Annotated in this window: 10 protein-coding genes; 5 read left to right on the plus strand and 5 right to left on the minus strand. The window is 66.4% G+C overall.

The window, feature by feature from the left end; translation table 11 throughout:
• Nucleotides 1-225: 225 nt before the first annotated feature.
• The 3 genes from putA (at nucleotide 226) to bfr (ending at nucleotide 4,528) form a co-directional block, all read left to right on the plus strand.
• Nucleotides 226-3,420 (plus strand): bifunctional proline dehydrogenase/L-glutamate gamma-semialdehyde dehydrogenase PutA, encoded by a 3,195-nt coding sequence (putA, locus tag ACO054_RS03500; RefSeq protein ID WP_421709057.1) that lies wholly within the window; start codon nucleotides 226-228, stop codon nucleotides 3,418-3,420.
• A 220-nt stretch (nucleotides 3,421-3,640) separates the two neighbouring features.
• A complete protein-coding gene (locus ACO054_RS03505) occupies nucleotides 3,641-3,880 on the plus strand; it encodes a (2Fe-2S)-binding protein (RefSeq protein ID WP_421709058.1) in 240 nt (79 codons plus the stop codon).
• A gap of 162 nt (nucleotides 3,881-4,042) precedes the next feature.
• On the plus strand, nucleotides 4,043-4,528 hold the full coding sequence (gene bfr, locus ACO054_RS03510; protein WP_421709059.1) for a bacterioferritin: 486 nt from the start codon (nucleotides 4,043-4,045) through the stop codon (nucleotides 4,526-4,528).
• 93 nt (nucleotides 4,529-4,621) lie between these two features.
• Here bfr and ACO054_RS03515 read toward each other — a convergent pair whose 3' ends face one another.
• From ACO054_RS03515 to ACO054_RS03525, 3 genes are all read right to left on the minus strand, one after another.
• Nucleotides 4,622-5,275 (minus strand): GNAT family N-acetyltransferase, encoded by a 654-nt coding sequence (locus ACO054_RS03515; protein ID WP_421709060.1) that lies wholly within the window; start codon nucleotides 5,273-5,275, stop codon nucleotides 4,622-4,624.
• Nucleotides 5,276-5,522: 247 nt separating this feature from the next.
• Nucleotides 5,523-6,026, minus strand: coding sequence for a DinB family protein (locus tag ACO054_RS03520; RefSeq protein ID WP_421709061.1), 504 nt, complete (start codon nucleotides 6,024-6,026; stop codon nucleotides 5,523-5,525).
• Between the two features lie 78 nt (nucleotides 6,027-6,104).
• Complete coding sequence (locus ACO054_RS03525; RefSeq protein WP_421709062.1) at nucleotides 6,105-6,539, minus strand: VOC family protein; 435 nt, start codon at nucleotides 6,537-6,539, stop codon at nucleotides 6,105-6,107.
• A 475-nt stretch (nucleotides 6,540-7,014) separates the two neighbouring features.
• On the opposite strand from ACO054_RS03525, the gene ACO054_RS03530 reads away from it, so the two are divergent.
• Nucleotides 7,015-8,586: a tetratricopeptide repeat protein gene (locus ACO054_RS03530; protein ID WP_421709063.1), complete on the plus strand. Its 1,572-nt coding sequence runs from the start codon at nucleotides 7,015-7,017 to the stop codon at nucleotides 8,584-8,586.
• Nucleotides 8,583-9,893, plus strand: coding sequence for an adenylosuccinate lyase (gene purB, locus ACO054_RS03535; protein WP_421709064.1), 1,311 nt, complete (start codon nucleotides 8,583-8,585; stop codon nucleotides 9,891-9,893). Before ACO054_RS03530 ends, purB begins: the two co-directional genes overlap by 4 nt.
• A gap of 9 nt (nucleotides 9,894-9,902) precedes the next feature.
• On the opposite strand, the gene ACO054_RS03540 is transcribed toward purB, so the two are convergent.
• Nucleotides 9,903-12,011 (minus strand): molybdopterin-dependent oxidoreductase, encoded by a 2,109-nt coding sequence (locus tag ACO054_RS03540; protein WP_421709065.1) that lies wholly within the window; start codon nucleotides 12,009-12,011, stop codon nucleotides 9,903-9,905.
• Nucleotides 12,012-12,112: 101 nt separating this feature from the next.
• Complete coding sequence (locus tag ACO054_RS03545) at nucleotides 12,113-14,272, minus strand: TRAP transporter permease (protein WP_421709066.1); 2,160 nt, start codon at nucleotides 14,270-14,272, stop codon at nucleotides 12,113-12,115.
• Nucleotides 14,273-14,323 lie beyond the last annotated feature (51 nt).

Raw genomic sequence — 14,323 nt, forward strand, 5'->3', positions numbered from 1 at the left:
ACTTGAAAGAGCGCCGATGCGGAAGGGCAGCGAACCCTCGGTCGGCCGGGATGCGAGGTCAACGGGAGAAATCGCCGACCTCATGCAAAAAGACGACCCCTGCCAACGGCTTGGCGCAGTCTGTTTCCCTTCGCTCCGATGCGGGATGCGCTACCTTGGCGAAGGAAATGGACGCTGGTGCGGCGGAGGCCGCCGCAGGCGCCGGGTTGCCGTGAGGACTGCTGAATGCTGATCGATGCCGCGCTTGCCGAAACCGGGCCGCTGCGCCGGGCGCTGCGCGAGGACACCCTGGCCGACGAGACGACGGTGGTCCGCCGACTGATCGAGGAAGCGCGGCTCGATGCGGCAGCTTGCGACCGGGTCGGGCAGCGGGCGCGCCAACTGGTCGAGGCGGTGCGGACCTCCCGCCTGCGCCAGGGCGGCATCGATGCCTTCCTGCAGGAGTACGAGCTTTCCAGCAAAGAGGGCGTGGTGCTGATGTGCCTCGCCGAGGCGATGCTGCGGGTGCCGGACGCTTTCACGGTCGACAAGCTGATCGCCGACAAGATCGGAACGGCGGAGTGGCAGAACCATCTGGGCAAGAGCGAGTCCCTCTTCGTCAACGCCTCGACCTGGGCGCTGATGCTGACTGGACGCGTCGTACGTCTGGAGGAGGGGGAGCGGGCTGACCTCGGCGGTTTCCTGCGCCGCCTGGTGCACCGGTCCGGCGAACCTGTGATCCGCACCGCGGTGCGCGAGGCCATGCGGATCCTGGGACGCCAATTCGTCATGGGACGCAGCGTCGAGGAAGCCCTGACCCGCGCCCGCGAGCTGGAGGGCCAGGGCTACCGCTATTCCTACGACATGCTGGGCGAGGCGGCGCGCACGGCGGCCGATGCGGAGCGCTACTACGAAAGCTACGCGGCGGCGATCCGCGCTATCGGCAAGGCCGGCAGCGGCAAGACGGTCAACGAGGGGCCCGGCATCTCGGTCAAGCTCTCGGCCCTACATCCCCGCTACGAGTTCAGCCAGCGCGAGCGGATGCTGGGGGAGCTGGTGCCACGGCTCAAGGCCCTGGCGGTCATGGCGGCGGAGCAGAACATGGGCTTCTGCGTCGATGCCGAGGAGGCCGATCGGCTCGACCTTTCGCTGGAGGTGCTGGAGGCGGTGGCCTGCGACCCGGCGCTGAAGGACTGGCAGGGCTTCGGCCTGGCGATCCAGGCCTATCAGAAGCGCTGCAGCCGCTTGGTCGATTGGCTGGGCGACCTCTCCGTAAAGGCCGGCCGGCGGCTCAACGTGCGGCTGGTCAAGGGCGCCTACTGGGATACCGAGGTCAAGCTGGCGCAGGAGCGGGGGCTGGAGGGCTACCCGGTTTTCACCCGCAAGGTCTCGACGGACGTGTCCTACCTGGCTTGCGCCAAGAAGCTGCTGGCCGATCCGCAGGCCTTCTACCCGCAGTTCGCGACCCACAACGCCCACACGCTCGCGGCGGTGCTGGAGATGGCCGGCAACCGTCCCGCCAGTTCGCCGGCCACAGGCGACAACTTCGAGTTCCAGCGCCTGCACGGGATGGGCGAGGCGCTCTATGCGCAGATCGTGGGGCCCGACAAGCTGGACGTGCCCTGCCGCATCTATGCGCCGGTCGGCAGTCACGAGGACCTGCTGGCCTACCTGGTGCGCCGGCTGCTGGAGAACGGCGCCAACACTTCCTTCGTCAACCGCATCCAGGACGAGGCCTTGCCGCTTGAGGACATCGTCGCCGATCCCGTGGCTAAGGCCGCGCGGCTGGAGACGATTCCGCATCCTCGCATTCCCCTGCCGCGCGACCTCTTCGGCGGCCCGGCGCTGGGCGAGCGCGTGAACTCCGCTGGGCTGGATCTGGCCGATCCCTTACCGGTGGCGGAGCTTGGGCAGGCGATGGCGCGTCGGGCCGCCACTTCCTGGAGCGCGGCGCCGCTGCTGGGCGGTGTCGCCCAGAGCGGCCCGGCACGGCCCGTCTTCGACCCGGCCGACCGCAGCCGCCAGGTGGGCGAGGCCGTCTGGGCGACGCCCGAGATGGCGGACAAGGCCCTGGCCCGGGCCGAGAGTGCCTCCGTCGAGTGGGGCGCGGTGGCGGCCGAGCAGCGGGCGGCGATCCTGGAGCGCATCGCTGAGCTCTACGAGGAAAACCGGGCCGAATTGATGGCCCTGGCGGTTCGGGAAGCCGGCAAGACCGTCGGCGATGCCCTGGCCGAGGTGCGCGAGGCCGTCGACTTCTGCCGCTACTACGCGGCGCGTGGGCGCGAGGCCTTCGGCGTTGAGCGGCGCCTGCCGGGGCCGACTGGGGAGCGCAACGAACTGCGTCAGGTCGGGCGCGGCGTCTTTCTCTGCATTTCCCCCTGGAATTTCCCCTTGGCGATCTTCACGGGCCAGATCGTTGCGGCCCTGATGGCGGGCAACGCGGTTCTGGCCAAGCCGGCGGAACAGACCAGCCTGATCGCCGCGGCCGCCGTGCGTCTGATGCAGGCCGCCGGGATCCCGGGCGAGGTGCTGCATCTGCTGCCGGGCGACGGGGCGGCGCTCGCTGGACGGCTGGTGCGCGATGCGCGGGTCGGCGGCGTCGCCTTCACCGGTTCGGTCGAAACCGGTCAGACCATCAACCGGGCGCTGGCGGCACGGGACGGCGCGGTCGTGCCGTTGATCGCCGAGACCGGCGGCCAGAACGCCATGATCGTGGACTCCACGGCCTTGCCCGAACAGGTCGTGCAGGACGTGGTGATCTCCGGCTTTCAGTCGGCCGGACAGCGCTGTTCTGCGCTGCGTGTGCTGTTCCTGCAGGAGGAGGTGGCCGACCGCACGCTGGAGATGCTGAGCGGCGCCATGGCGGAGCTGCGGGTCGGCGATCCGGCCGATCTGGCCACTGACGTCGGGCCGGTGATCGACGAGGAGGCGCGCGATCTGCTCCGCGGCCACGACAAGGCGCTCACCAACGACGGCCGGCTGATCGCCCGTGTGCCGCTGGGCCCCGAAACGGAGCGGGGTACCTTCGTTGCGCCTGCGGCCTTCGAGATCGATTCGCTCAACAGTCTGCAGCGCGAGGTTTTCGGCCCCTTCGTTCACGTGGTGCGCTACCGGGCCAGCCACCTGGACAAGGTTGTGGAGGCGATCAACGCCAGCGGCTACGGCCTGACCCTGGGGATCCACAGCCGGATCGACTCCACCGTCGATTACATCGTGCGTCGCGCCAAGGTCGGGAACGCCTACGTCAACCGCAACATGATCGGCGCGGTCGTCGGCGTGCAGCCCTTCGGCGGCGAGGGGCTCTCAGGAACCGGTCCGAAGGCCGGCGGTCCCAACTACCTCAAGCGCTTCGCGGTCGAGCGCGTGGTCTCCATCGATACCACCGCCGCCGGCGGCAATGCCTCCCTGATGAGCCTCGACGACGAGACCCTACCGATCTGACGGCGCCCTTGGCCGCCGTCAGTCCGATCCGGTTTTCCTGATCCAGATCAAGGAGCGGTCGCTCCGACACTTGCAAACTGAACTCAGTCGCAACTCCTGGTCCGAAGAAACCTGCTCTTCGCAACCTGCCGCGTCAAACGGATTTGAGCCAGTTTGAGATTGACAATCGTTCGCAGCAAGCTCACTGTCGCAATTGAAAGTCGCTCGCAGTAGATGGGCGATGGTTGGAACCAGACACCGTGTCGGAGCAAAATCTGCCGTGATCGTCTGCGTCTGTAACAACTTGAATTGTCGCAAGGTTCGCGAAGCGGTGGATGCCGGTGCGGCGAGTTGCGCGAAGGTCTATCTCCACCACGGTGTACGACCGCAATGCGGGCGCTGTATCGATACGGTGCGGGAAATGGTTCAAACGGCCTCGGCCGATGCAGGCCCGGCTGTGCTCCAGGGGGCGCCCGCTTAATCCGCAAGTAATTTGCGGTTTGTCGTCGTCGTTGCCTGAGATATATCCCCAATAACGAAAGAACGAGCAGAGCGCTGCAGGTCTTGGGCCTGCGGTGCTGTTTGCTGTGTCGGAACGCTCGGGCCGTCCAAGGTTCGAGCCTTACTCAGGAGAGCAAAGACAGTGAAGGGCGACCCGAAGGTTATCGAGTTTCTCAACAAGATCCTGGTCAACGAGCTGACCGCGATCAATCAGTACTTCCTGCATTCGCGCATGCTCCGGGACTGGGGTATCTCCGAACTGGCGGAGAAGGAATACAAGGAATCTATCGAGGAGATGCAGCACGCCGACGAGCTGATCGAGCGCATCCTTTTCCTGGGGGGGCTGCCGAACCTCCAGGATCTGCACAAGCTGCGCATCGGCGAGGACGTGAAGGAAGTCCTGGAGTGCGACCTGAAGCTTGAGCATCAGGCCATTCCCGACCTGCGCGATGCTATCGAGCACAGCGAAGGCGTGCGGGACTACGTCAGTCGCGACCTCTTCGGGCGCATCCTGGCCAATGAGGAAGAGCATGTCGATTGGCTGGAAACCCAGCTCGGCCTGATCGAGAAGATGGGCCTTGAGCGCTTCCTCCTGCTGCAATCGCAACCCAACGCTGCGCCTGCCTAACCAAATTGTCGATTGCGGCCCGGTGAAAACCGGCAGGTGAAAAGCCTAGTTGGCCCGGGCAGTCCTCGCGAGGACTGCCCGGGCCAACTGCGTTTAGGCCATTTTCCTGAACGGCAACTCTCCGTTGGCGTAGCTGCGGGCGCGAAACCAAGCTTGAGCGTCGCCGGCGGCTTCTTCCAGCCAGGACAGGTAGGTTGGCCAGCTTGTCTTGAGCCGGCCTTCGATCTCGCCCTCTTCCAGCGCGAGGACACTGTCGAACTTGCGGGCGATGCGCTGCATGCGGGCGTTCTCGATCAGACAGATCATGGTGACCGTGGTGATGCAGCGGTTGCGCGCCGCAATCAGGCTGCGGCGCAGCAGTTCGGTTCCAAGGCCGCGGTCTTGAAAACTCTGCTCGATCGTCAGGGCGAACTCGGCCTGCAGCGGTGTGCTGTCGAGCAGCCGCAGCTCAGCTGCGCCGCGGAGCTTGTCGCCCACGAAACAGCCGATAATCACCGTTTGCGTCCAGTCGATGGCTGCGCAGTGTTCGATGACTGCCGTATCGCTGACGCCGCCGCAGAAGCGCATGCGGCGGTCCGCCGAATCGAGCCGCAGCAGATGCGCTTGATAGTGCGCCGCCTCCGCCTCTGTCAGCTTTCGGAACAGCGGTCTCGGCGGCTCTGACGCCTTCCGCCTGCGTCTGGAAGAGGAGAGGGGGCTGTCACCGCGCCGCCCTGCCGCGCCGGTGTCGTTGGAAAGTGTCCACATGGAAGACCTCCGTCGCTGGTTACGCAACGGGCATCTTCCTCCCTGGCTCAAGGGTAAGCCCCTTGCAGCCCTACTTCTTTAGAAGTGCGCTCGGCACCGTGGTCGCATCAAGGGCTAACAGGGTTAAGATTCGCTGAAGACGGCGGCGAAACCTAGCCGGCATTGCGGCGTCTCCACCGTCTTGACCGGCCCTCACGCTTGCGTTGGGCGGTTTCCGGCGCGCCGACGTCTTGACCGTGCGGCATTGTCACGCAGCGGTCATGAAGGGCAGATCCGTGGCGCCGGGTTTGGCGCCGGCGGCGGTCAGCAGGGCGTGAATCTGGCCGCGATGATGGGTCTGGTGGTTGAAGACGTGAGTCGCGAGCAACCATAGCGGTTGGCTGAGTTCGCGACCGGCGGACCTGGAATACCAGCTCAGCGAGCCGGCCAAGTCGCCGTCCCGCAGCCCGTCCGCCCAGGCGGAAATCACTTCGTCCGTTTCCAGGCGGGCCGTCTTGAAGCTGTTCCAGTTCTGCGTTTCCGAGACCGAGTCCGTCAGCGGCTTGGCCGGTTTCGGCCGTCCGGCGAGGCGGCTCATCCACATCCGGTCGGCCCAGAGCAGGTGATTGAAGGTGCAGAAGATGGATCCGAAGAAGGCCCCGCCGTCGGCGCGCCGAGCTGCCTCGTCCAGCCCGTCCGCTGCTTTAACGAGGTTATCGTTCTGCCATCTGTTGTAGCGCGCCAGCGTGCGTAGGTACTCGGCGGAGATCATCGGGGGCTCCCTGTCGTCAGTTGCGCTGGAACGGACTGGCGCCGCGGCGAGCGTTACCCCTTGGCGGTCACTTGGTGGTCAAGGGCAGCAGGCGCCACCCTCAATGGGATCTCTCGTCGGGCCGGGCGTCAAGCTGTCCTCGCCGTAGACGGGCTCTTCGCCGTGGGTCAGAAAGGTTTCCCAGCGGATGTTCTGCGGGTCGAAGACCCAGGCCTTGTCGGAACGATGGTAGCAACAACTGGCCGGACCTTCGGCGATGAGTTTCTCGCCGGCCCGGCGCAGCCGGTCCGAGATATCGGCCAATTCCGCCGACGTCTCGACCTGGATCCCCAGGTGGAAGTCGCCTGGAGCCTCGCAGCGCTTTGAGACCGAGAAGTTCACCCGAGGATCTTCCAGCTGCCATTTCGCGTAGTCGTCCTTCACCAGCGTCGGTTCGGCGCCGAACAGCCGGCTGTAGAAGGCCACCGACGTGGGGAGGTCGGCGACCGATAGGCCGATGTGGATCCGCTTCATGGCTTGCAGGCTCCTCGCATTTTTCTGGGTTTGGGTCTCTACGCATGCAATTGCCGGTCAGGCGGCACAGCAGCGCGTATCGTCGAACGCATGGCCTCTCGCGGCGTGCCGAGACGGCCTAAAGGAAATGACATTGCAGTTGGTTCTTGCGAGCTCAGCACTGGCCGGTGCCGGCGGTTCGACCCACTCCACCAAACCGGCCGCAACCTCCGTGATCTGGTGAGGGGCGATCCCGATATCCCACAGAACCTCGGGTCCAAGGCCTCGTAGCTCTCGTCTCGTTGCTCTTGCGGCGGCCCGACTCCGGATCTGCCGCTGTAGACGCCTCAAGCGGTCAAGCGACCACCGTTTCCAGTGAGCCATTTTGCCCTCCTATATTTTGATAAATATCAAAACATCGAAATAAAAGTTGGTCAATCGGGAAATCTCCCGAGTGGTCTGCCGTTCACGAAGGTGCAGTTGAACGCCGTCAGGAATGAGCACCGTGATCAGCCGCTGCCGCTTGCCAGGGTCGGGCGGCTCGGGGCATGGTGCGCGCCGTTTCCCCTTCGAGATTCTTTTCTTGTCCATGCAAAGCGCACAGCCCGAGCCGGCCCTTGCCGAAATCCTCGGTTTCTTGAGCCGTGGCCAGCCCCGACTCGCGGCGGATCGCGCCATGGCCCTTTTGGCCGACCAGCCGGACCACGCGGAAGCCCAGCGCCTCTATGGCGTGGCTCTCTTTCGTCTGGAGGACTCGGATGCCGCCATCGCGGCTCTCAGTCGCGCTGTGGAGCTGTCTCCGATCTCCCCTCCAGCCGCCTGGGGCCTGGCAGAAGCGCTTCAGGCAGCCGGCCGCGCGGAAGAGGCCAAGGATGCCTTGCTACGGCTGATCTCGGCGACGGGGGAGGAGCCGGTCGCCCTGCTGCTGCTGGCGCGCCTTAGCCTGGCGTCGCGGCAGAGTGACGAAGCCTACGACTATGCGCGGCGCGCCCTGACGGCCGATCCCGAGGTGGAGGGCGGCCGCAGGATTCTCGGCGCCTTGGCCTATCGACGCGGGGCTCTGGCGGAAGCCGTCGACCTCTTGTCGCGCGACCGTTTGAAACACGGAGAGAGCGACCCGGGCTGTTTTCAGGCGCGTAGCCTCTATGCGCTTGGGCGCGGTGCCGCGCTCGCGGATCTGCCTGCGGGCACGACGGCGGTACAGCGCCACAACGAGGCGGTTCTGCGTGCCCTGGCCGCCTGGCGGGAGAACCGCACCGAGTCGGTGAGCCGTAATCTCGAGCTGGCCGCCGCCGCGAAGGCCGATCTGGCCCAGAAATCCGATGGAGCCTCGGCTGGCGACAGCTCGGTCGAGGTCTTCGCGACCCTGGCCGACCTCTTGAGTCGCCTCCTCGTCTATCGGACGGATCGTCCAGAGCTCTACGAAGGGGAAGTGGCGACGCTGATCGTCGCCATCGGCGATACCCACTGTCTGTCTGCCGGTCATCTGGTGGTGCCTTGGCAGGGCGGGAAGGCGCTGGTCCTGCCGGAGCCGTTGCTGGAGGCGGCGCCGTCGTCGCTCCTGGCCGAACGGCCGGACCCCTTGCAAACGGCCTTCCGCAGCGCGCTCGACCGTCTGCCGAAGGGTGCGATCCCGGCGATCTGCATCGGTGAACTGGACCTGCGTCTGACCCAGGGGCTCTTCTCGCGCTCTCTGGACCTTAGCGAAAGCGCCCTGATGGCTGAGTTCCGCGAGCTGGCCAGCCGGCTCGCCGCTTTCGTCGCAGCGGAGGGGCGAGCGCGCGGCCTGACGCCCCTCCTCGTCACGCCTCCGGCCAGCAACGCGCCTCTCACTCTGATCCCGGCGGCGCAGCGCAGCCGCTTCCTGGCGGCGCACAAGCGCTTCGCCGCGACCCTGGCGGACTCGGCCCGGGATCTCGGCCTGCCGCTGCTGGACCTGCGCGCAGTCACCCTGTCCGGAGAGCGCGTGGAGCAGAAGCGCTATATCGACACCAACCACCTTTGGCCGGAGACCTTCGTCGAGGCCTTCGCGCGCCATCACGTTGCATCGGAGCAGACCTCTTCATGATTCCCCGTTACAGCCGGCCGGAGATGGCCGAGATCTGGTCAGCCGCCAGCCGCTACCGCATCTGGTTCGAGATCGAGGCCCACGCCTGCGATGCCCTGGCCGAGTTGGGCACAATCCCGAAGGCAGCGGCGGCAACAGTCTGGGACAAGGGCCGTCCGCTGCTGGAGGCCTGGAGCGACAGCGACACCGCGAAGGTCGAGGCCATCGAGGCGGAGACCCGTCACGACGTCATCGCCTTCCTGACCTATCTGGCGGAGGCCGTGGGCGAGCCGGCCCGCTTCGTGCACCAGGGCATGACCTCTTCGGACCTGCTCGACACGACCTTGGCGGTGCAGCTCGACCGGGCCGCCGACCTTCTGCTAACGGGGCTCGACCGCGTCCTGGCCGCCCTGAAGGCGCGCGCGGAAGAGCACAAGCACACGCTCTGCATCGGTCGTAGCCACGGTATCCATGCGGAGCCGACCACCTTCGGTCTGAAGCTGGCCGGGCACTACGCCGCCTTTTCCCGCTGCCGGACCCGGCTCGAGACGGCACGCGCGGAGATCGCGACCTGCGCCATTTCGGGCGCCGTCGGCACCTTCGCCAACATCGATCCGGCGGTGGAGGCGCATGTCGCGGCTAAGCTGGGTCTGACGCCGGAGCCGGTCTCCACCCAGGTCATCCCGCGCGACCGTCATGCCGCCTTCTTCGCCGCTCTGGGCGTCATCGCGGCCTGCGTCGAGAACTTGGCGACGGAGGTTCGTCACCTGCAGCGCACCGAGGTGCGTGAAGCTGAGGAATACTTCGCGCCGGGGCAGAAGGGCTCCTCGGCCATGCCTCACAAGCGCAACCCCGTGCTGACCGAGAACCTGACAGGTCTCGCCCGCATGGTCCGCGCTTACGTCACGCCGGCGCTGGAGAACGTGGCGCTCTGGCACGAACGCGATATCTCCCACTCGTCGGTCGAGCGGATGATCGGCCCGGACTCCACGGTCACGCTCGACTTCGCGCTGAACCGGCTCGCCGGCGTGATCGAGAAGCTGTTGATCTATCCGGAAACCATGCAGGCTAATCTCGATAGCCTCGGCGGTCTGGTCCACTCCCAAAGGGTCCTGCTTGCCCTGACCCAGGCCGGGGTCAGTCGCGAAGACGCCTACCGCCTGGTCCAGCGCAATGCCATGAAGGTTTGGCAGGACGGCGCCGACTTCCTGACGGAGCTGAAAGCCGATGCCGAGGTGCCGCTGGAGGCCGCGGCTTTGGAGGCCTGCTTCGACCTTGGTTACCACACCAAGCGGGTCGACCAGATCTTCGGGCGGGTCTTTGTCTGAGTCGGGCGCCTAATCTGCCTTTTTTGCCCAGACAGCGGTGTCGTGGAAGACGGCGCCGCCGCGCGGGGCGCCCATGTCAGCGCTGACCAGCAGGTTGACGCCCATCCCCTCCTCGAAGGCCTCGTTCGGCCAGATCGACTCGATCACCAGGACGTCGGGCTGTAGACCGTCGAAGGGGCGCACCGGCACCACCAGCGAGCCCAGGTCGTTGCCGATCCGCACGCGCTCGCCCTCGTCGAGACCCAGGCGGGTGCAGGTCTTGGGATGCATCAGCACCTCCGGACGGGCTTCGCGCGCCTGCGAGCCGCGCGTCTCCGTGAAAGTCGTGTTGAGATAGCTACGCGCGGGCGCGGCCACCAGGCGGAAGGGGGCCTCCGGCTTAGCTTCGTCGATGGCGGTCCAATGATCGGGCAGGGGAGGCATGCCGGTCGTGTCTGGTTGGATGTCCGGACTGACTGGGGCGGTCATCGCGGTCCAGTCGGGCGCGAAACGGAAACGACCGCCCGGCTGCGGGAAGCCCTCCAGAAAGTGGGCGGTCGCAAAGTCCTCGCCGCAGTCCAGTCCGCCCATGGCGTAAACCTCGTCGGCGCCCGGATGGCCGGAGGCGCGGAAGGTAGCGTCGATCAGCTCCCAGGCCGAGAGTCCGAAACCGGGGTGTTCGGCCCCCAGACGTTCGGCCAGGGCGCAGATCACCTCGTGGTTCGAGCGGCAGCCCTCCGGCGGTGCCACCACGGCCTTGGCGACCTGTAGGAAGGTATGGCCACTGGCGGTGTAATAGTCGTCGTGCTCCAGGAACATGGTCGCCGGCAGCACGACGTCGGCCATGGCGGCGGTTTCGGTCAGGAACTGCTCGTGGACGGCGACGAAGAGGTCGTCGCGCGCGAGGCCGTCGCGGCACTTTGCCGATTCGGGGCAGACGACAATGGGGTTGGTGTTCTGAACGAAGACCGCCTCGACCGGCGGGCCGTCGCCCAGATCGCGCGGATCGCCCGTCAGCACTGGCCCGAAGCGGGACTGGTCCAGGCTGCGTGCGGGGTGGGCCTGCGCCGCGTCCAGTCCTTCGATCAGCGTCTTGTCGAGATTGTAGATCGCTCCGTTGCCCCAGAGGGCGCCGCCGCCTTCTACGGCCCAGGCACCGGTGACCGCCGGCAGACAGGAGACGGCGTGCAGGTTGGCTGCACCGTTGCGTGAGCGTGAGAAACCGTAGCCGACGCGCAGATAGCTTTTCTTCGTGGCGCCGTAGAGCTGAGCAAAAGCCTCGATCTCCGCGACGCTAAGCCCTGTGATCGCCGAGGCCCAGGCCGGATCTCGGGCGGCGAAGTGCGCCTCGATCCGCTCGTTCCAATCGCTGTAGCGGGTTAGGTAGGCGCGGTCGGCCAGTCCGTCGCGCAGCAGCACATGAATGACCGCGCAGGCGAGGGCTGCGTCGGTTCCGGGCTTCAGTGCCAGATGCAGATCGGCCTGTTCCGCCGTGCCCGTCCGGTACGGGTCGATCACCACCAGCTTGGCGCCATTGGCCTTCTTGGCGCGCGCGATATGGGTCATGACGTTGACTTGGGTGCTCACTGGATTGCCACCCCAGACCACCACCAAGTCCGACTTCGCGATCTCGCGCGCATCCACGCCCTTCTTGGCCCCGACGCCGGCGAGCCAGCCGGAGTCGGCAAGGGTAACGCAGATGGTCGACCACTGGCGCGAATAGCCCTTGGCGTGGCGCAGCCGTTCGATGCCGTCGCGCTGCACATGGCCCATGGTGCCGGCGTAGAAGTAAGGCCAGACCGCTTCTGGCCCGTGCCGCTGCTCGGCGGCCGTCAGGCCCTCGGCCACCAGGTCCAGCGCGGCCTCCCAGGAGATCTCTTGGAAGGCGGCGCGGCCGGTACCCTTCTCGCCCACCCGGCGCAGCGGCTGCGTCAGGCGGTCCGGATGGTACTGGCGCTCCGCATAGCGGGCGACCTTGGCGCAGATCACGCCCGCCGTGTAGGGATTTCGCCGGCCGCCGCGGACCTTCCCGATGCGCCGCTCGTCCAGGACCTCGACCTCCAGCGCGCAGGTGGAGGGGCAGTCGTGCGGGCAGACGCTGGTGGCCCAGCCGTCCGGGAGTTTGGCGTCCAAGGGCATAGGGCAAGGATAGGGCGCCTGACCGCCCTTCCGCAATCGGCGACGCCACGTATCACCATTTCGTTGATGATTGCGGGGCGCCGCCGACCTCTGGTCTTCTTCTAAGCCCGCGCGCGGGACAGGAACCGCTGTGCCCCCAGTGTGGCGACGGCGATTGCGATCCCGATCAGATCGGTGATCCAGCCGCCCTCGATCATGCAGAGCGCCGCCACGATCAGGCCGACCCTCAGGATCAGGTTGACGGAGCGGGTCAGGAAGTAGCCCTGCACGCCGCCGGACAGCAGCACCACACCGGCGGTCGCGGTCACCAAGGCACGCAGGATCTCGGCCGTGCTGCCGTCGAACAGCAGGGCCGGATTGTAGAAGAACATGAAGGGGACGATGAAGGCCGCCAGCCCGATCTTGAAGGAGGTGACGGAGGTTTCCATCGGGTTGCCGCCGGAGATTCCGGCTGCGGCGTAGGAGGCGAGGGCGACGGGCGGCGTGATCGCCGACACCACCGCGAAGTAGAAGACGAAGAAGTGCGCCGTCAGCGGCTGGATCCCGAGTTGGACCAGACCCGGTGCGACCACCGAGGCGGCGACGGCGTAAGCGGCCGTGGTGGGCATGCCCATGCCCAGCAGGATCGAGATCAGCATGGCGAAGGCCATCGCCAGCAACTGGCTGTCTTCCGCGAGCGCCAGAAGCAGGGAGGAGAAGCGGGCGCCGACGCCGGTCAGTGAGATCACGCCGACGATCACGCCGGCGCAGGCGCAGACGGCGATGATCTGCACCGACATGGAGCCGCCCATCTCGAAGGCCCGGTAGAGGGCCTTGGGACCCATGCGGTGGGGCGTCAGCCAGCTCACGACGGCTGCGGCCGCCATCGCCAGGGTTCCCGCCCGAATCACCGAATAACCCATGAAGAGAGCCGCGATCAGAATGATGATCGGCAGAAAGAGGAAGACCTGTTTCGCCATCTCCCGGAGGCGCGGCAACTCGTCGTCGCGCATGCCGCGCATGCCCAGTTTGCCGGCCTCGAAGTCGACCATGAAGTAGACCGAGGCGAAATAGAGGATCGCCGGGATGATCGCGGCGACGGCAATGTCGGTGTAGGGGATGCCGGTGATCTCGGCCATGATGAAGGCGCCGGCGCCCATGATCGGCGGCATGATCTGACCGCCGGTCGAGGCGGCAGCCTCGACCGCGCCCGCCGATTTCGCCGGGTAGCCGATGCGCTTCATCAGCGGAATGGTCAGCGAACCGGTGGCCACCACGTTGCCGGCGCTCGTGCCGTTGATCATGCCCATCAGGCCGGAGGCGAAGATCGCGACCTTGGCCGGCCCGCCGCGGGCGCGTCCGGCCAGCGCGAAGGCGAAGTTGACGAAGTAGTCGCCGACTTTCGAGGCCTGCAGGAAGGCGGCGAAGATGATGAAGAGAATGATGTAGGTCGAGGAGACCGCGGTCGTCGGACCCAGGATCCCGGCGTCGGTGTAGACGTAGCTGAAGAAGCGCTGCAGATCGAAGCCCTGATGCGCCAGGAAACCGGGCAACCAGGGACCGGCGAAGGCATAGCCGACGAAGATCGCGGCGATGATCACCAGCGCCAGACCGGCCACGCGCCGCGTCAGTTCCAGGATCAGGAGAACCCCGACCAAGGAGGCGTAGAGGTTGCCGGGCGTCGCGAAGGGCGTGCCGGCGCGCATGCGCAGGGAGGTGCCGTCCAGATGAACCAGCAGGTAACCGGAACTGGCGAGTGCCGCCAGGATCAGCACGAGGTCGAAGGGCGACAGGCGCGACTGAGAGCAGCGCGTAAACCAGCTGCCGAACAGCGCGAGCGTCGCTCCGGCCAGCAGAGGCAGACCGAAATGCCAGATCTCGATCTCCGCAGATATGGCGCGGGCGCCTGCCTGCAGGTCCTGATGCATCAGGATGACGCGAAGAAGCGCATAGGCGATCGGAAGGGCGCAGAGGGTGGCGAGGCTCCACTGCAGCCGGAGGCCGTTCGCGCGTTCGCGCGGAAACCCGGCGGCCGCAAACAATAAAAAGCCGAGTACCAGAGCCCCCAGAACGTGGGTGATCCGGAAGGCCCAGGTCTCCATGGGGGCAATGTTGAGCGTGTAGACATGCCAGGCCGCGTAGAGCGCGGCGAAGCCGCCGGCAAGATAAAGACGCCAGCCCTGATACAGGCGGCGATTGCCGGCCGTCGGCTCTTCGTCGACACCTTCTGCGACGACCCGCCGGCCCGTCTCGGCGTCGAGCTTGTCGGTTTCACTACTCATGTCGAAAGGTGCCTCCCAGGCGCCGCAGATACGCTGTTAGGCATCTTCTCG

The sequence above is a fragment of the Algihabitans sp. genome (assembly GCF_965226985.1).
Lineage (GTDB): Bacteria > Pseudomonadota > Alphaproteobacteria > Kiloniellales > DSM-21159 > Algihabitans.